We start from the raw sequence: 14,761 nt of genomic DNA on the forward strand, positions 1-14,761 counted from the left end.
GTCGGCGGGTTCGGTCACGGCAGGCGGGCAAGCAGTTCGCGGGCCTGCGTCTGGCTGTGCAGGTCACCGCCCTCGGCCACTTCCAGCAACAAGGTGCGCGCCGTCTGCGCGTCACCCAGATCGAGGTAGGCAATGGCCAGTTCCAGGCGCTCCTGGCCGGCACGTGGCGACCAGCCCGCGTCATCGGCAGGCGCGGGTGCGCTCGACGCGGTGTCGTCGGAATGAGCAGCCTCGGTGCTGCCACGGTCGATGCCGTCGATGGCTTCGGGACCTGCGGCATCCGCCGCAGACGGGTTCTCAAGCGCGTCGGCCGGCAGATCGAACACCCCGCGGAACTGCGGCTGCCGTTCGGCATGCAGTGCGTAGTCGGGCACCACCACTTCGGCCGGCACCTGCGGTACAACGCGATCGTCCTGCAGCGGCTCGGCCGGGACCACCTCGTCGCCGGTGGTTGCGGGATCGTCCCAGCGCGGCAGATCGGTCACCCCTTCGGGCAATGCCACCGCGTCCTGGTCGCGCAGCGTGTCGGCCTCCTGGTCGGCCCGCACCGCGTGCTCAGCGGTGGGTTCGGCGACCACCACGTCGTGCACTTCGGTTCCGGTCGCCCACGCAGGCATCGCCGGTTCCTGGCGGCCGTTGCCGGCATCAGGCGACGACCACGAGGACTGCTCGGCCAGCGCATCCAGCGCGGCACCTGCCGGCACCGCTGCGGCCAGGCCGGCGGCATCGTCTTCCTCACGCAGCGGAGGCAACGGCGACGGCTTGCGACGACGCAGCAGCCAGGCCGCCCCCGCCACCAGCAGCAGTACCGGCAGCCCCAGCCAGTACCACGGTGTCGCCGCATCACGAGCACTCGGCGCCTGCGCCAGGCGCTGCTGCGCAGCGGCCAGGTCGTTGTCCTTCATCGCGATCAGCGACTGCTGCTGTTCCCTGAGTTTCTCCAGGTCGGCCACGCGCTGCTTCAGCTCGCCGATCTCGGCATCACGGGTGGCGATGTCCTCACGCGCCTGACGCAGTTGTTCGTTGCCCAGCATGTCGCCCTCGCTGCCGGCAGCTGTGCCGGTGGTTGTGCCCGCGTGCGCGGCGTCTGACGCCAGCGCCGGAGCGATCTCAAGCCGTGGCCCGTTGGCCGCAGCCGGGGAAGAAGCGTTCGTGGCTGCCGCCCTGGCAACCGGTGCGAGCATGCCCGCCGGTTGCGGCACGGTACGCGCCTGACGCCATTGCGCGGCGTGCTCGCGCACCAGCGTCGCCGCTTCGGCGGCGTCGACCGCCGCAAGCGCATCGCTGCCCGGCATGCGCAGCACCGCGCCCTGCTTGAGCAGGTTGACGTTGCCACGGATGAAGGCTTCGGGATTGGCACGCAGCAGGGCGATCATCGCGCGGTCGCGACTGACCTGGTTGCCACGCGCCACCACCCTGGCGATCTGCGACAGGGTCTGACCGCGCTGTACGGTGACGCTGCCATCGGCCGCCGGTGCAGCGACCGGCGCGGAGGCCGCACGCGGGCGTGCCGCTGCAGGCGCCACCGCAGATGGCGGCGCAGCGGGCGCCTCTGCGGCTGGCACCGTTGCCAAAGCCGGTGCAGATTCGCGCACGATCGTATTGGAGAGCGTGCCTGCCGGCGCGACGATTTCCGGCTCGGCCACGGCCAGCGCACTGGGCGGCGCATCGACCAGCGCCGAGTACTCGCGCACCAGGCGGCCCTGGCCCCAGTCGGCTTCGATCAGGAAGCTCAGCGACGGCGTCTCCACCGGTGCCTGCGAGGTCACCCGCACCACCGCTCTGCCCTGCGTGTCGCGGGTCAGCTCGAACTGCAGTTCGCTGACCAGTCCGGTCGGCCGCTGCAGGCCGACACGCTCGAAAGTGACCGGCGAGGCCAAGGCCACCCGCAGGTTTTCCAGCTCGGACGGATCGGCCGAAACGACCGGGATTTCTGCCAGCAGGGGCTGGCCCGGCCTGGACAGGACGCGGATGTCGCCCAACCCCAGGGCGAGCGCCGAACTGCTGGCCAAGGCGAGCAGCGCTGCGGACAGATAGGTGAGCGGGCGCTTTGCGCCCCTGGCCCGTTTATTCATGGGCGACACTATAAAGCGTGCGGACCAAGGTCCGCACCCATGTAGAGCCGAGCCCATGCTCGGCTGCATGGCCTGAGCCGAGCGTAGGCTCGGCTCTACAGAAAAGGCCGGGCATTGCCCGGCCTCTCCATCAACGCTGCTCGGCGGCAACCAGCTCGGCCAGCTGTACGGCATTCAGGGCTGCGCCCTTGCGCACGTTGTCCGACACGATCCACAGGTTCAGGCCACGCGGGTGCGAGAGGTCCTCGCGGATGCGGCCGACGTACACCGCGTCGGTGCCTGAGGCGTGGGTGACCGGGGTCGGGTAACCACCGGCCTCGTGGCGATCCACCACTTCGATGCCCGGCGACTGCTCCAGCAGCGCGCGCGCTTCGGCGACCGTGACCTTGTCTCGGGTCTCGATCGCCACCGACTCGGAGTGGCCGTAGAACACCGGCACGCGCACCGCGGTCGGGTTCACCAGGATGCCGTCATCGCCGAGGATCTTGCGGGTCTCCCAGATCAGCTTCATTTCTTCCTTGGTGAAGCCGTTGTCCTGGAAGTCATCGATGTGCGGGATCAGGTTGAAGGCGATCTGCACCGGGAAACGCTGCGGATCGATCTCCTGGAAGCTGAGCAGCTGGCCGGTCTGCTTGCCCAGTTCCTCCATCGCCGAGCGGCCGCCTCCGGACACCGACTGGTAGGTGGACACATTGATGCGCTCGATGCCGTACTTGCGGTGCAGCGGTGCCAGCGCCACCAGCATCTGCATGGTCGAGCAGTTCGGGTTGGCGATGATGCCGCGCGGACGGTTGGCGACCTGTTCCGGGTTGACCTCGGACACCACCAGCGGCACGTCATCGTCGTAACGGAAGGCCGAGGAGTTGTCGATCACCACCGCGCCTGCTGCGGCGAACTTCGGTGCGTATTCCTTGGACACGCTGCCACCGGCCGAGAACAGGGCGATCTCGACGCCGGTGGGATCGAAGGTGGCCAGGTCCTGGACCTTGACCTTCTGGCCGTTGAACTCGATCTCGCCGCCGGCCGAACGCTCGGAGGCGAGAACGCTCAGGGTGCCGACCGGGAAATCACGCTCGGCCAGGATCGACAACATGGTCTCGCCGACGGCGCCGGTGGCACCGACGACGGCGACGTGGAAACTGCGCTGTGCATTGCTCATGGGGGAACTCTCACGAAAACGGGAATGGGGAAAAACACGCACGACAGCTGGGTTCGGGGAACCTCCTCAAGCGGGGCGCGCGGAGGTTCCCTATCGTTTCCCGGTTTTTTTGCCCAGCGTCACGCGCGCGGCCATCGCCGCATCAGCGTTGATCGCGCTCGGCATGCGCGACGGGCCGCCGTCCAGGCCGAGCCCAGCAACCAGGTTATCCACGGCCAGCTGTACCATCGCCGTGCGCGTGGCCAGCGAGGCGCTGCCGATATGCGGAGTGAGCACGACGTTGCGCAGCGCCAGCAGTTCCGGGCGCACCGTTGGCTCGCCTTCGTACACATCCAGGCCCGCCGCAGCCAGGCGACCGTTGGCCAGCGCGTCGGCCAGCGCGATCTCATCGACCAGGCCACCGCGGGCGATATTCACCAGCGTCGCCGACGGCTTCATCTTCGCCAGCGCGGCGGCATCGATCAGATGATGCGAGGCCGGCGTGTACGGCAGCACCAGCAGCAGGTGGTCGGACTGTGCCAGCAGCGTATCCAGATCCACATAGGTCGCGCCCAGTTCCGCCTCGGTCGCCGCCGGCAGCTGCGAACGGTTGTGGTACAGCACCTTCATGCCGAAACCGTGCGCGCCGCGACGGGCGATGCCCTGGCCGATGCGGCCCATGCCAAGGATGCCCAACGTGCTGCCGTGGATATCGGCACCGAGCATGGTCTGGAACGACCACTGCTGCCACTGCCCTTCGCGCAGCCAGCGCTCGGACTCGGTAATGCGGCGCGCGGTGGCCATCAGCAGGGCGAAACCGAGATCGGCGGTGGTTTCGGTCAGGACGTCCGGCGTGTTGCTGGCCAGGATGCCGGCCGCGCTGAGCGCGTCCACATCCAGGTTGTTGTAGCCCACCCCGACATTGGCGATCACCTGCAGCTGCGCGGCGCCGGCCACCTGGGCCGCGCCGATGCGCTCGTTGAGCGTGATGATCGCGCCGTCGGCGCTGGCCAGTTGTTCGGCGATCTGGTCCGGCGCCCAGGCGGTGACGGTGTCGGTGCTGCGCAGCTGCACGCGATCGCGCAGCGGCGCGATGGCCGCGTCGATCAGCGGCTGGCTCACCCACACGATCGGCCGCGTGTCAGCCATCGATCTGCCCGGGAATGCGCGGGGTGACCGTGCCGACATCGCCGCACTGCGCGCGGTGGCGCAGCGCCTGGTCCATCAGCACCATCGCTACCATCGCCTCGGCGATCGGGGTGGCGCGGATGCCGACGCAGGGGTCGTGGCGGCCGGTGGTGACCACCTCGACCACGTTGCCGGACGTATCCAGCGACGGGCCCGGCAGGCGCAGGCTGGAGGTCGGCTTCAACGCGATCGAGGCGACCACCGGCTGGCCGGTGGAAATGCCACCGAGGATGCCACCCGCGTGATTGCTGGCGAAGCCCTGCGGGGTCAGCAGGTCGCGGTGTTCGGTGCCCTTCTGCGCGGCGCTGGCGAAACCGTCGCCGATCTCCACGCCCTTCACCGCGTTGATGCTCATCAGCGCAGCAGCCAGTTCACCGTCGAGTTTGCCGTAGATCGGCTCACCCCAGCCCGGCGGCACGTTGTCGGCGACCACGTCCACGCGCGCACCGACCGAATCTCCGGACTTGCGCAGCGCGTCCATGTACGCCTCCAGTTCGGGCACCTGTGCGGCGTGCGGCCAGAAGAACGGGTTGTCTTCCACCGCCGACCAGTCGAAACCGGCCGGGGTGATGTCGCCCAGCTGCGACAGGTAGCCGCGCACGGTCACGCCGAAGCGCTCGGCCAGCCACTTCTTGGCGACCACCCCGGCGGCTACGCGCATGGTGGTTTCGCGCGCCGAGGAACGGCCGCCACCGCGCGGGTCACGGATGCCGTACTTGTGCCAGTAGCTGTAGTCGGCATGGCCCGGCCGGAACTGCTGGCCGATGTTGGCGTAGTCCTTGCTGCGCTGGTCGGTGTTGCGGATCAGCAGCGCGATCGGGGTGCCGGTGGTCAGGCCCTCGTACACGCCAGAGAGGATCTCGACCTCGTCGGCCTCGCGCCGCGCGGAAGTGTGCCGGCTCTTGCCGGTGGCACGGCGCTGCAGGTCGTGGGCGAATTCGGCCGCGTCCAGCGCCAGCCCCGGAGGGCAGCCATCGATCACGCAGCCGATGGCCGGCCCGTGCGACTCGCCGAACGTGGTGACGGTGAACAGCTTGCCGAACGAATTGGAGCTCACGGGCGCTGCGCCGCCAGTTCGGTGATGCGTGCGCTGTGGGCGATCAGCTCGCGGCATTCGACCGCGAAGATGCCCATCTGGCCGACCTTGAACTCGATCCAGGAAAAATCGACTTCCGGCAGCAGCTTGATCAGGTGCTGCTCGGATTCGCCCACTTCGCAGATCAGCAGGCCGTCCTCGCTCAGGTGCAGCGGCGCGTCACGCAGGATCTTCAGCACCAGGTCCAGGCCGTCGTCGCCGGCACGCAGGCCCATCTCCGGCTCGTAGGAGTATTCCTGCGGCAGGGCGTCGGTCTCGTCGTTGGTGACGTACGGGGGGTTGGTGACGATCAGGTCGTAGTGGCGGCCGGTCAGGCCGTTGAACAGGTCCGACTTGATCAGGGTGACGTTGTGCGCCTGCAGGCGTTCCTTGTTTTCCTCGGCCAGCGACAGTGCTTCGTCACTGAGGTCGACGCCATCCACTTCCCAGTTCGGGTAGTAGTGGCCCATGGCGATGGCGATGCAGCCCGAACCGGTGCACAGGTCCAGCGCACGGCTGACATCGCGGCCGGCGAGCCACGGCTCGAAGCCGCATTCGATCAGTTCGGCGATCGGCGAACGCGGCACCAGCGCGCGCTTGTCGCTCTTGAAGCTCAGGCCGGCGAACCAGGCCTCACCGGTCAGGTAGGCGGCCGGGATGCGTTCATCGATGCGACGCTGGAACAGTTCCAGCACGCGCAGCTTTTCGGCCTGCAGCAGGCGCGCCTGGCCATAGGCCGGGCCCAGATCGTGCGGCAGGTGCAGGCTGTGCAGCACCAGCTGGGTGGCCTCGTCCAGCGCATTGTCGTAGCTGTGACCGAAGGTCAGCCCGGCTTCGTTGAAACGGCTGGTGCCGTAGCGGATCAGATCGATGATCGTGTGGAGTTCGGCGGCCGTTTCAGCGGTCATGGCGGTACTGCGGGCAAAGTGGGCCCCGATTATAGGGGCTGGCGCCCGCGGCAGCATCCGTTGCGGCGGAAACGATCCGGCCTCACCCGGTATGATGGAGCCCACTTCGCGCGGGGGCACCCATGTTCAATCGCAATGCCGGCATCATCCTGCTGATCGCCCTGGCGGCGGGCCTGGGCCTGCTGGCCGCCCAGCAGGTGTTTGCGCCGAAGCCGCCGGCCAATGCCCCGGCCACCGAAGCGATCACGCTGTACCCGCAGCCGCGCGAACTGCCCGACTTCAACCTGGCCCAGTCCGACGGCACCCGCCTGATACCGGGCGAGCTGAAGGGCCACTGGACGCTGGTGTTCCTGGGCTTCACCTTCTGCCCGGACGTCTGCCCGACCACCCTGGCCGAGCTGGCTGGCGCGCAGAACCAGTGGGAGGCCCTGCCCGACAGCCTGCGCCCGCGCGTGCTGTTCATCTCGGTCGACCCGGATCGTGACAGCGCCACCCGGCTCGGCGAATACGCGCACGGCTTCCACAAGGACACCCTGGCCGCCACCGCCGATATCCCGTCGCTGGAGCGCTTCGCCACCTCGCTCGGTTTCGTGTTCCAGAAGGTGCCGGGCAAGCACTTCGACGAGAACCCCGAGGATTACACCGTCGAGCATTCGGCCAGCCTGGCCGTGCTCGACCCGCAGGGCCGCCTTGCCGGCCTGGTGCGCCCCCCGTTCAACGCGCCGGCGATCGCCCGCGACCTGCAGAAGCTGACCGAGAAAACCGCCCCATGAGCCTCACCACCGCCCTGACGTACGCCCTGCCCCACCGCCTGCTGTCTTCGATGGCGCGTTCGCTGGCGTACTCGGACGATCCGCGCGTGTCGCGCTGGCTGATCGACACGGTCACCCGCAAGTTCAACGTGAACCTGGACGAAGCGGCCAACCCTGACCCGCGCAGCTATGCGACCTTCAACCAGTTCTTCACCCGCGCGCTGAAGCCGGGCGCGCGCGTGGCCGACGCCGATCCGCGCAGCCTGGTGATGCCGGCCGACGGCCGCATCAGCCAGCTCGGCAGGATCGAGGCCGGCCGCATCTTCCAGGCCAAGGGCCAATCGTTCACCGCCGCCGAACTGCTGGGCAGTGACGAGGATGCCAAACCGTACAACGACGGCCTGTACGCGACCGTGTACCTGTCGCCGCGCGACTACCACCGCGTGCACATGCCGTGGACCGGCACCCTGCGCGAGACCGTGCACGTGCCGGGCCGCCTGTTCAGCGTCGGCCCGGCCGCAGTGAACGGCGTGCCGCGCCTGTTCGCCCGCAACGAGCGCCTGGTCTGCCACTTCGACACCAGCTTCGGCCCGATGGTCAGCGTGATGGTGGGTGCGTTGCTGGTATCGGGCGTCGAAACCGTGTGGAGCGGCGAGGAAATTCCGCATTATGGCGACCGCATCACGCGCAAGGACTACCGCGGCCAGGGCATCAGGCTGGAGCGCTTCGCCGAGATGGCGCGCTTCAACTACGGTTCGACCGTGATCGTGCTGCTGCCGCCGGGCGTGGCTGAGTTCGCCCCGCAACTGGCCGCTGAAAGCCCGGTGCAGCTGGGCCAGGCGCTGGCGAAGCTGCGCTGAGGTACATGTAGAGCCGAGCCCATGCTCGGCTACTGGCTGCAACCGGCCGTGCATTTCTGTGGGCAAAGGAAGCCGAGCATGGGCTCGGCTCTACAGCCAGAAGCGCGTTACTGCAGGACCGGGGCCGGACCGACGTCCATGCCGTCGTAGTCTTCCACGCCCTTCTCCGCAGCCAGCGCTGCGAATTCCTGGTTGCGGCGGTCCAGCGAGGCTTCGTCGTGGATCTCCACGCGCTCTACATGCAGCACGTGGAACGGCGCGTCGCCCTCTTCCGGCTCCTGCTCGAACAATTCCACGAAGGTATAGCCCTCCGCCTGCAGGTGCTCTGCCAGCGCCTGCAGCGGCTCAGCGGTGGAGTGCACGAAGAAGTACCCCCACAGCAACGGGCCCTTGATGTCCCAGTCGGTGTTTTCGCGGAGGTTGGCGAACAGGTTGCGGGTGTCTTCGAGGTCCATTGCAGATTCCAGCGGTCGTGGGAATTACTTGTCGCAGCCCTGCAGCTTCAGCGTCTGGCCCTGGCGCAGGCTGTAGGCCGGGGCCTTCAGGCCGTTGGCGCGGGCCAGGGTCGGCACATCGCACTGGAACTTCGCGGCAATGGCGCCCAGGGTTTCACCCCGGCCCACCTTGTGGCTGCGCGGCGGCTTTGGCCGTGCGGCCGGGCGCGGCGCGGCCACCGGAGCGACCGGGGTGGTCGGCACGCTGGTGGAGGCTGCGGCGTCGGCCACCGGCACCACGCCGCCCACGGCCACGCTGCCGGTGTAGCCGGCGGCGGCCGGGCGCTTGATCGCCGCGTTCAGGTCGGCGGTGATCAGGGTACGGGCCAGGTCGGCACGCGGGCCGCTGACGCAGTTGCGCTGGTACAGGCCGGCGATGCGGGTGGTAGCGTTGATCAGCGTGCCGGCCGGAATCCAGCCGTCGGCTTCATAGCGCGGGTTGAGGTTGCGCAGCGCGCGCATGTAGCCATCGCGGGTGCCGTGGCTGCCCAGGCAGATGGTCAGTTCGTAGATGGTGGTGGACTTGGCCAGGCGCAGCGTGGCCGGCTGCGCGCTGATCTTCGGGAATTCCACGCCGTACTGCTGCGGGTGCAGGAAGATCCAGGCCGCCGCGATCACCATCGGCACATAGTCCTTGGTCTCGCCGGGGAACTGGTTGTAGACACTGTCGGTCCAGAAGCTCTGGCCCGCACTCTGCTTGAACACGCGCGCGGCACGGCCTTCACCACCGTTGTAGGCGGCCACCGACATTTCCACGTTGTTGTTCAGTTCGCGCAGGCGCTCGTTGAGATAGCTGGCGCTGGCCTCGGCGGCGCTGCGCGCGTCAAAGCGGGTGTCGAAGCCGGTGCCATCCGGGCCAAGGCCGAAGCGGCGGCCGGTAGCCGGCATGAACTGCATCAGGCCGGCGGCGCCGGCGCGCGAGGAGGCATGCACGCGGCCGTTGGACTCCTTGGCCATGATGCCGAACAGCAGCGCCTCGGGCAGGCCGCGCTTTTCCCACTCCGGCCACATCACCGCACGCAGGTTCTGGTAGTTCTCGTAGCTGGTCAGCAGCGCCGGGCGCATGTCGGTCAGCCAGCGGCGGATGCCCGCCTGCACGGCCGGGTTGTATTCGACCATGCTGTCGAAGGCGTGCCGCTTGTCGTTGAGCAGCGCAGCGGCGCGGGCCGCCTCCGGCACGTCGGCGGTAAGCGGGCCGATATGGTCGGGGTCGGCTTCCAGCCGGTCACCGCCCTCGTCGGCCACCTCATCGCTGCCCGCCGCATCGGCGTCGTGCTTGAGCAGGCGCTTGTAGCTGGCCAGCAGCGTGCCCATCTGGCAGCCCTTCTGCTTCACGCAGTCGTTGAGAACGTCTTCCATGTCCTCCAGCGCGGCGTCGGCCTCGTTGCTGCCCTTGGGGTCGGCATTGGCGACCAGCAGCAGCGCATCGCTGTAGCGCTTCTCGGCGACGGTCATGCGCTGCTGCAGCGCATCCACCTTCGCCTTGTCCCGGGCCGAGACCCGCTGCGCATGGGCGTCGGGCGCCAGGGAAACCAGGCCGGCCAGGGCCAGCAGCGGCCAACCGCGGGAAATCAGGACAGAAACGGGCATTGATGGCACTGTGTGCGAAACAGGCAGGCAGAGTAGCGGCGCCGCCAAGGTCGGGGCAAGCCGACCTTCGGACTGCCACTGCCGGCGGTTAACATTGGGCTATTCACCACAAGGGCTGGACCATGGATCCGATTCTGCTCGGCAAAGGCATCACCGACGATGTGGCCGTCACCCTGCTGCCGAAACTCGGCAACCGCCACGGCCTGGTGGCCGGCGCCACCGGCACCGGCAAGACCGTGACCCTGATGACCCTGGCCGAAGGCTTTTCGCGACTGGGCGTACCCGTATTCCTCGCCGACGTGAAGGGCGACGTGTCCGGCCTGGCCGTGCCGGGCACCGGCGCGGAGAACCTGCTCAAGCGCGCCGCCGAGATCGGCGTGGCCGACTACGCACCGGCCGCCAGCCCGACCATTTTCTGGGACCTGTACGGCAAGCTCGGGCATCCGGTGCGCACCACGGTCAGCGAGATGGGCCCGACCCTGCTGGCGCGCATCCTCGAGTTGAACGACACCCAGTCCGGCGTGCTCGACATCGTGTTCAAGCTGGCCGACGATCGTGGCCTGCTGCTGCTGGACATGGACGACCTGCGCGCCCTGCTTGGCCTGGTGGCCGAGGAGCGCAAGGACATTTCCACCGAATACGGCCTGGTCAGCGCGCAGTCGATCGCCGCGATCCAGCGGTCGGTGCTGCGCCTGGCGCAGGATGGCGGCGAGAACTTCTTCGGTGAGCCGGCCCTGGAACTGGCCGACATCATGCGGGTCAATCACGACGGCCGCGGCATGATCGGCATCCTCGCCGCCGACCAGCTTGTGCTCAAGCCCAAGCTCTATTCCACCTTCCTGCTGTGGCTGCTGTCGGAGCTGTTCGAACAACTGCCGGAGGTGGGCGACCTGGACAAGCCGAAGCTGGTCTTCATCTTCGACGAGGCCCACCTGCTGTTCGACGACGCACCGCCGTCGCTGGTGCAGCGCATCGAGCAGGTGGTGCGCCTGATCCGCTCCAAGGGCGTGGGCGTGTACTTCTGCTCGCAGTTCCCCGACGACGTGCCGGGCAACATCCTCGGCCAGCTCGGCAACCGCGTGCAGCACGCGCTGCGGGCGTTCACCCCGCGCGACCAGAAAGCGGTGAAGACCGCGGCCGAGACGTTCGTGCCGAACCCGAAGCTGGACGTGGCCAAGGTACTGAGCCAGCTCGGCACCGGTGAGGCCTTGGTTTCCACGCTGCAGGACAAGGGCGTGCCGATGCCGGTGCAGCAGACGATGATCGCGCCGCCACGCTGCCGGATGGGGCCGATCACCGAAGCCGAGCGCGCCCAGGTGCGTGCCGGCAGCCCGGTCGGCAGTCGCTACGACACCGCGATCAACCGCGAATCGGCTGCCGAACTGCTGGCCCAGCGCGCACAGAAGAGCGTCGAGCAGGCGCAGGCGCCAGCCGCGCGCAGCCGCGAACAGGACGATGCGCAGGAAGGCGGTTTCGGCCAGGCGATCAAGGATGCGATTTTCGGCACCAAGCGCCGCCAGGGCATGATCGAGACCATGGCCAAGCAGACCACGCGCACGGTCGGCACCAAGCTGGGCAACCAGATCGTGCGCGGCCTGCTGGGCGGCATCTTCGGCGGCAAGCGCTGATCTGATCCGCCGCTGCTGGGGTCAGAGCCCTTCCCGCGGGAGCGGAGTCTGACCCCACCCTCCGTTCGTCCTCCGGAAAAGAAGTCGTATTGCATGTCGCGCTGGCGTCCCCCTGCAGAAAAGAGCACCGCCCTGATCACCGCCTCCGGCCACGCTCGGCTGAAGGCCGAACTGGATGACCTGTGGCGGGTACGGCGGCCCGAAGTGGTGAAAGCACTGGCCGCAGCCGCCGCAGAAGGCGACCGTTCGGAAAATGCCGAGTACACCTACCGCAAGAAGCAGCTGGGCGAGATCGACCGCCGCGTGCGCTACCTGACCAAGCGGCTGGAATCACTGCGCGTGGTCGACACTACGCCAACCGATCCGCTGGCGGTGTTCTTCGGCGCGTGGGTGGAGCTGGAGAACGTGGACAGTGGCGACACCAGCCGCTACCGCATTGTCGGCCCGGACGAGACTGACGCAGGCCTGGGCTGGATCAGCATCGACTCGCCGCTGGCGCGTGCGCTGCTGAAGAAGCGGCTGGATGACGAGTTTTCGGTGGAGCTGCCCGGCGGGCGGTTCACCTTTGCGGTGATCGGCGTGGAATACGAGACGGTGTAGAGTCGCCTGTCAGTCGACTACCGCGCGAAGCGCGGCACAAACCTCCACAGCGGGACGGCAAACGCACCGCGATCTTCATCGCGGTTGATGACTCGCCAAAGCCATCTGTCAGGCGCTCACGGCCTCGGAACGAAGAGCAGTCGACTGACAGTCGACTCTACATGGCCCCGTGCAATGGCGGCGGGTACGCGCGGCCGGCACGCAGCGGGCGGAAGTAGTCGGCATTGCGATAGAAGGCGGCATCCTGTCCCTCGTGCCACCCCGGGATTCCAGCCAACGGCAGCGGACGCAGCTGCAAGGGATCGGTCACCGCCCTGCCCTCGGCGATGGCCACGGCCACCGCGTCAACGCAGGCCGCATCGGCATCGCTGTACACCACCACGCACTTGCCCACCAGCAATCGCCCTGGCAGCAGTGCCTGTTCCATCAGCGCATGCCCGAATACCGCGGTGATGGCGATGTCATCGCTCTGCCAGTTCACCGGGTCAAACAACGCGGGCCAGTCGTGTGCATCCCAGGCAGCCCGCAGTGAGTCATCGCGCACGCGCACGATCACACCGGTTTCGTCGAACTGGGTCAACGCGGCCTGCGCGCGGTTGCGCTGGCCAGGCGGCATGGCCTCGATATGCCCGCACTGCTGCACATTGAGCGCACGCTTCAGCTGTGGGCATGAGGCCCAGACCAGCGCATTGAACAGGTCGTGCCAGTTGTCTGCGCGGGTGGCGATGCGCCCCTGCGCGATGCGGACTTCGTAGTGCAGGCCATCGGCCAGCAGCGCGACGTCCTGTTCAACCAGGCGCTTCCCGGGCAATGCCAGGCGCGCATCAAGTGCAGCGATGGACGGCCAGCGAGGGCCGAGCAGCAGATCCCGGAAATCCTGCAATCCGGCAAACAACGGATGCGCGAACACCTGCGGATCGACCGCCGCACGCGGCGGCGGCACGAAGCGCCGGACACCGCTGCCGTCACCGGCGGCGGCCGTTGCGATCACAGTACCTTGAGGTCGAACGCCGGGCGGGCATTGGCCGGCAGCGCATCGCCGTACAGGTCGTGCTCGTCGCTCTCGGTGATTTCCACGTCGACGAACTCGCCCACCCGCAGCGGCACCTGATCGGCGTTCTGGATATGCACCAGGCCGTCGATCTCCGGCGCATCGGCCCTGGAGCGGGCCACGGCGATATCGCCTTCGATGGCATCGACCAGGCACTGCTGCACGGTCCCGATCTTGGCTTCCAGGCGCGCGGCGGAAATCTGCGCCTGCTTCTCCATGAAACGGGCCAGGCGTTCCTGCTTTACTTCTTCCGGCACAGCGTCGGGCAGGTCATTGGCGGTGGCGCCCTCTACCGGCGAATAGGCGAACGCGCCCACGCGATCCAGCTGCGCTTCGTCAAGGAACGACAGCAGTTCCTCGAACTCGGCTTCGGTTTCCCCCGGGAAGCCGACGATGAAGGTCGAACGCACAGTGATGTCCGGCGCGATACGGCGCCAGTTCTGCACGCGCTCCAGGGTCTTTTCGACTGCGCCGGGGCGCTTCATCAGGCGCAGGATGCGCGGGCTGGCATGCTGGAACGGGATGTCCAGGTACGGCAGGATGCGGTTCTCGGCCATCAGCGGCACCACTTCGTCCACGTGCGGATACGGGTAGACGTAGTGCATGCGCACCCACGCATCCAGCTCCGACAGGCCTTCGCACAGCGCCTTCAAACGGGTCTGGTAGGCCTTGTCGCGCCACATCTTTTCGGCGTACTTCACGTCCACGCCGTAGGCCGAGGTGTCCTGCGAAACCACCAGCAGCTCGCGCACGCCGCCACGCACCAGGCGCTCGGCTTCACGCAGCACCTCGTCGACCGGGCGCGAAACCAGCTTGCCGCGCATCGACGGAATGATGCAGAAGCTGCATTTGTGGTTGCAGCCCTCGGAAATCTTCAGGTACGCGTAGTGCCGTGGGGTCAGCTTGATACCGTAGTCGGGCACCAGGTCCACGAACGGATCGTGCTTGGGCGGCAGTGCTTCATGCACCGCTTCCATCACGCTCTGGTAATCCTGCGGGCCGGACACCGCCAGCACGTTGGGGTAGGCCTCGCGGATCTGCTCCGGGCGCTTGCCCAGGCAACCGGTGACGATGACCTTGCCGTTCTGGTTCATCGCCTCGCCGATCGCGTCCAGCGACTCGGTCACCGCAGAATCGATGAAGCCACAGGTGTTGACCACCACCACGTCGGCCGAATCGTAGGACGGGACGATGTCGTAGCCTTCCGAGCGGAGCTGGGTAAGGATGCGCTCGGAATCGACAAGGGCCTTCGGGCAGCCAAGGCTGACGAAGCCGACTTTGGGGTTCAGCTGGGACATGGAATCGCGGGACTCTGGGGGCCTGGGCCCCTGCCGGCATGGCAGGGGTTCCTGGGGGCCGGGGCCTGAAAGGGCGCCAGTATACCGGGGTTGGCGACCTCGCT

At 67.8% G+C, this 14,761-nt stretch carries 13 protein-coding genes; 4 read left to right on the forward strand and 9 right to left on the reverse strand.

The window, feature by feature from the left end:
* Nucleotides 1–14: 14 nt before the first annotated feature.
* The 5 genes from AC5P6A_RS14475 to prmB all read right to left on the reverse strand — a co-directional run bounded on the left by AC5P6A_RS14475 (nucleotide 15) and on the right by prmB (nucleotide 6,384).
* Nucleotides 15–2,075: a FimV/HubP family polar landmark protein gene (locus tag AC5P6A_RS14475; RefSeq protein WP_155029902.1), complete on the reverse strand. Its 2,061-nt coding sequence runs from the start codon at nucleotides 2,073–2,075 to the stop codon at nucleotides 15–17.
* A gap of 130 nt (nucleotides 2,076–2,205) precedes the next feature.
* The gene (locus tag AC5P6A_RS14480; protein WP_134734795.1) at nucleotides 2,206–3,234 is read right to left on the reverse strand and encodes an aspartate-semialdehyde dehydrogenase; all 1,029 of its coding nucleotides are present in this window, start codon (nucleotides 3,232–3,234) and stop codon (nucleotides 2,206–2,208) included.
* A 90-nt stretch (nucleotides 3,235–3,324) separates the two neighbouring features.
* Nucleotides 3,325–4,362: a 2-hydroxyacid dehydrogenase gene (locus AC5P6A_RS14485; RefSeq protein WP_155029903.1), complete on the reverse strand. Its 1,038-nt coding sequence runs from the start codon at nucleotides 4,360–4,362 to the stop codon at nucleotides 3,325–3,327.
* Nucleotides 4,355–5,458, reverse strand: coding sequence for a chorismate synthase (gene aroC / locus AC5P6A_RS14490; protein WP_019660604.1), 1,104 nt, complete (start codon nucleotides 5,456–5,458; stop codon nucleotides 4,355–4,357). Before aroC ends, AC5P6A_RS14485 begins: the two co-directional genes overlap by 8 nt.
* A complete protein-coding gene (prmB, locus tag AC5P6A_RS14495; RefSeq protein WP_021203410.1) occupies nucleotides 5,455–6,384 on the reverse strand; it encodes a 50S ribosomal protein L3 N(5)-glutamine methyltransferase in 930 nt (309 codons plus the stop codon). The genes aroC and prmB overlap by 4 nt, the downstream gene beginning before the upstream one ends.
* Nucleotides 6,385–6,506: 122 nt before the next feature.
* Between prmB and AC5P6A_RS14500 the strand changes: the two genes are divergently transcribed.
* Together AC5P6A_RS14500 and asd are read left to right on the forward strand one after the other, a co-directional pair.
* Complete coding sequence (locus tag AC5P6A_RS14500) at nucleotides 6,507–7,157, forward strand: SCO family protein (protein ID WP_021203409.1); 651 nt, start codon at nucleotides 6,507–6,509, stop codon at nucleotides 7,155–7,157.
* Entirely contained in the window at nucleotides 7,154–7,996 is an 843-nt protein-coding gene (gene asd / locus AC5P6A_RS14505; RefSeq protein ID WP_021203408.1) for an archaetidylserine decarboxylase, read from the forward strand. The genes AC5P6A_RS14500 and asd overlap by 4 nt, the downstream gene beginning before the upstream one ends.
* Before the next feature lie 107 nt (nucleotides 7,997–8,103).
* Here asd and AC5P6A_RS14510 read toward each other — a convergent pair whose 3' ends face one another.
* Together AC5P6A_RS14510 and AC5P6A_RS14515 are read right to left on the reverse strand one after the other, a co-directional pair.
* Complete coding sequence (locus tag AC5P6A_RS14510) at nucleotides 8,104–8,451, reverse strand: ribonuclease E inhibitor RraB (protein WP_019660608.1); 348 nt, start codon at nucleotides 8,449–8,451, stop codon at nucleotides 8,104–8,106.
* A gap of 24 nt (nucleotides 8,452–8,475) precedes the next feature.
* Entirely contained in the window at nucleotides 8,476–10,080 is a 1,605-nt protein-coding gene (locus AC5P6A_RS14515) for a transglycosylase SLT domain-containing protein (protein ID WP_021203406.1), read from the reverse strand.
* A gap of 122 nt (nucleotides 10,081–10,202) precedes the next feature.
* Between AC5P6A_RS14515 and AC5P6A_RS14520 the strand changes: the two genes are divergently transcribed.
* Both AC5P6A_RS14520 and greB read left to right on the forward strand, forming a co-directional pair.
* Nucleotides 10,203–11,708 carry a helicase HerA-like domain-containing protein gene (locus AC5P6A_RS14520; protein WP_019660610.1) on the forward strand — a complete coding sequence of 502 codons (1,506 nt, stop codon included), beginning with the start codon at nucleotides 10,203–10,205 and terminating at the stop codon, nucleotides 11,706–11,708.
* Between the two features lie 93 nt (nucleotides 11,709–11,801).
* A complete protein-coding gene (greB, locus tag AC5P6A_RS14525; RefSeq protein WP_019660611.1) occupies nucleotides 11,802–12,308 on the forward strand; it encodes a transcription elongation factor GreB in 507 nt (168 codons plus the stop codon).
* A 157-nt stretch (nucleotides 12,309–12,465) separates the two neighbouring features.
* On the opposite strand, the gene AC5P6A_RS14530 is transcribed toward greB, so the two are convergent.
* Nucleotides 12,466–13,296, reverse strand: a complete 831-nt coding sequence (locus AC5P6A_RS14530; RefSeq protein ID WP_180876620.1) for a DUF3025 domain-containing protein — start codon at nucleotides 13,294–13,296, stop codon at nucleotides 12,466–12,468.
* Nucleotides 13,296–14,657, reverse strand: a complete 1,362-nt coding sequence (gene rimO / locus AC5P6A_RS14535; protein ID WP_021203404.1) for a 30S ribosomal protein S12 methylthiotransferase RimO — start codon at nucleotides 14,655–14,657, stop codon at nucleotides 13,296–13,298. Before rimO ends, AC5P6A_RS14530 begins: the two co-directional genes overlap by 1 nt.
* Nucleotides 14,658–14,761 lie beyond the last annotated feature (104 nt).

The sequence above is a fragment of the Stenotrophomonas sp. YJH_SMC_20 genome (assembly GCF_059367845.1).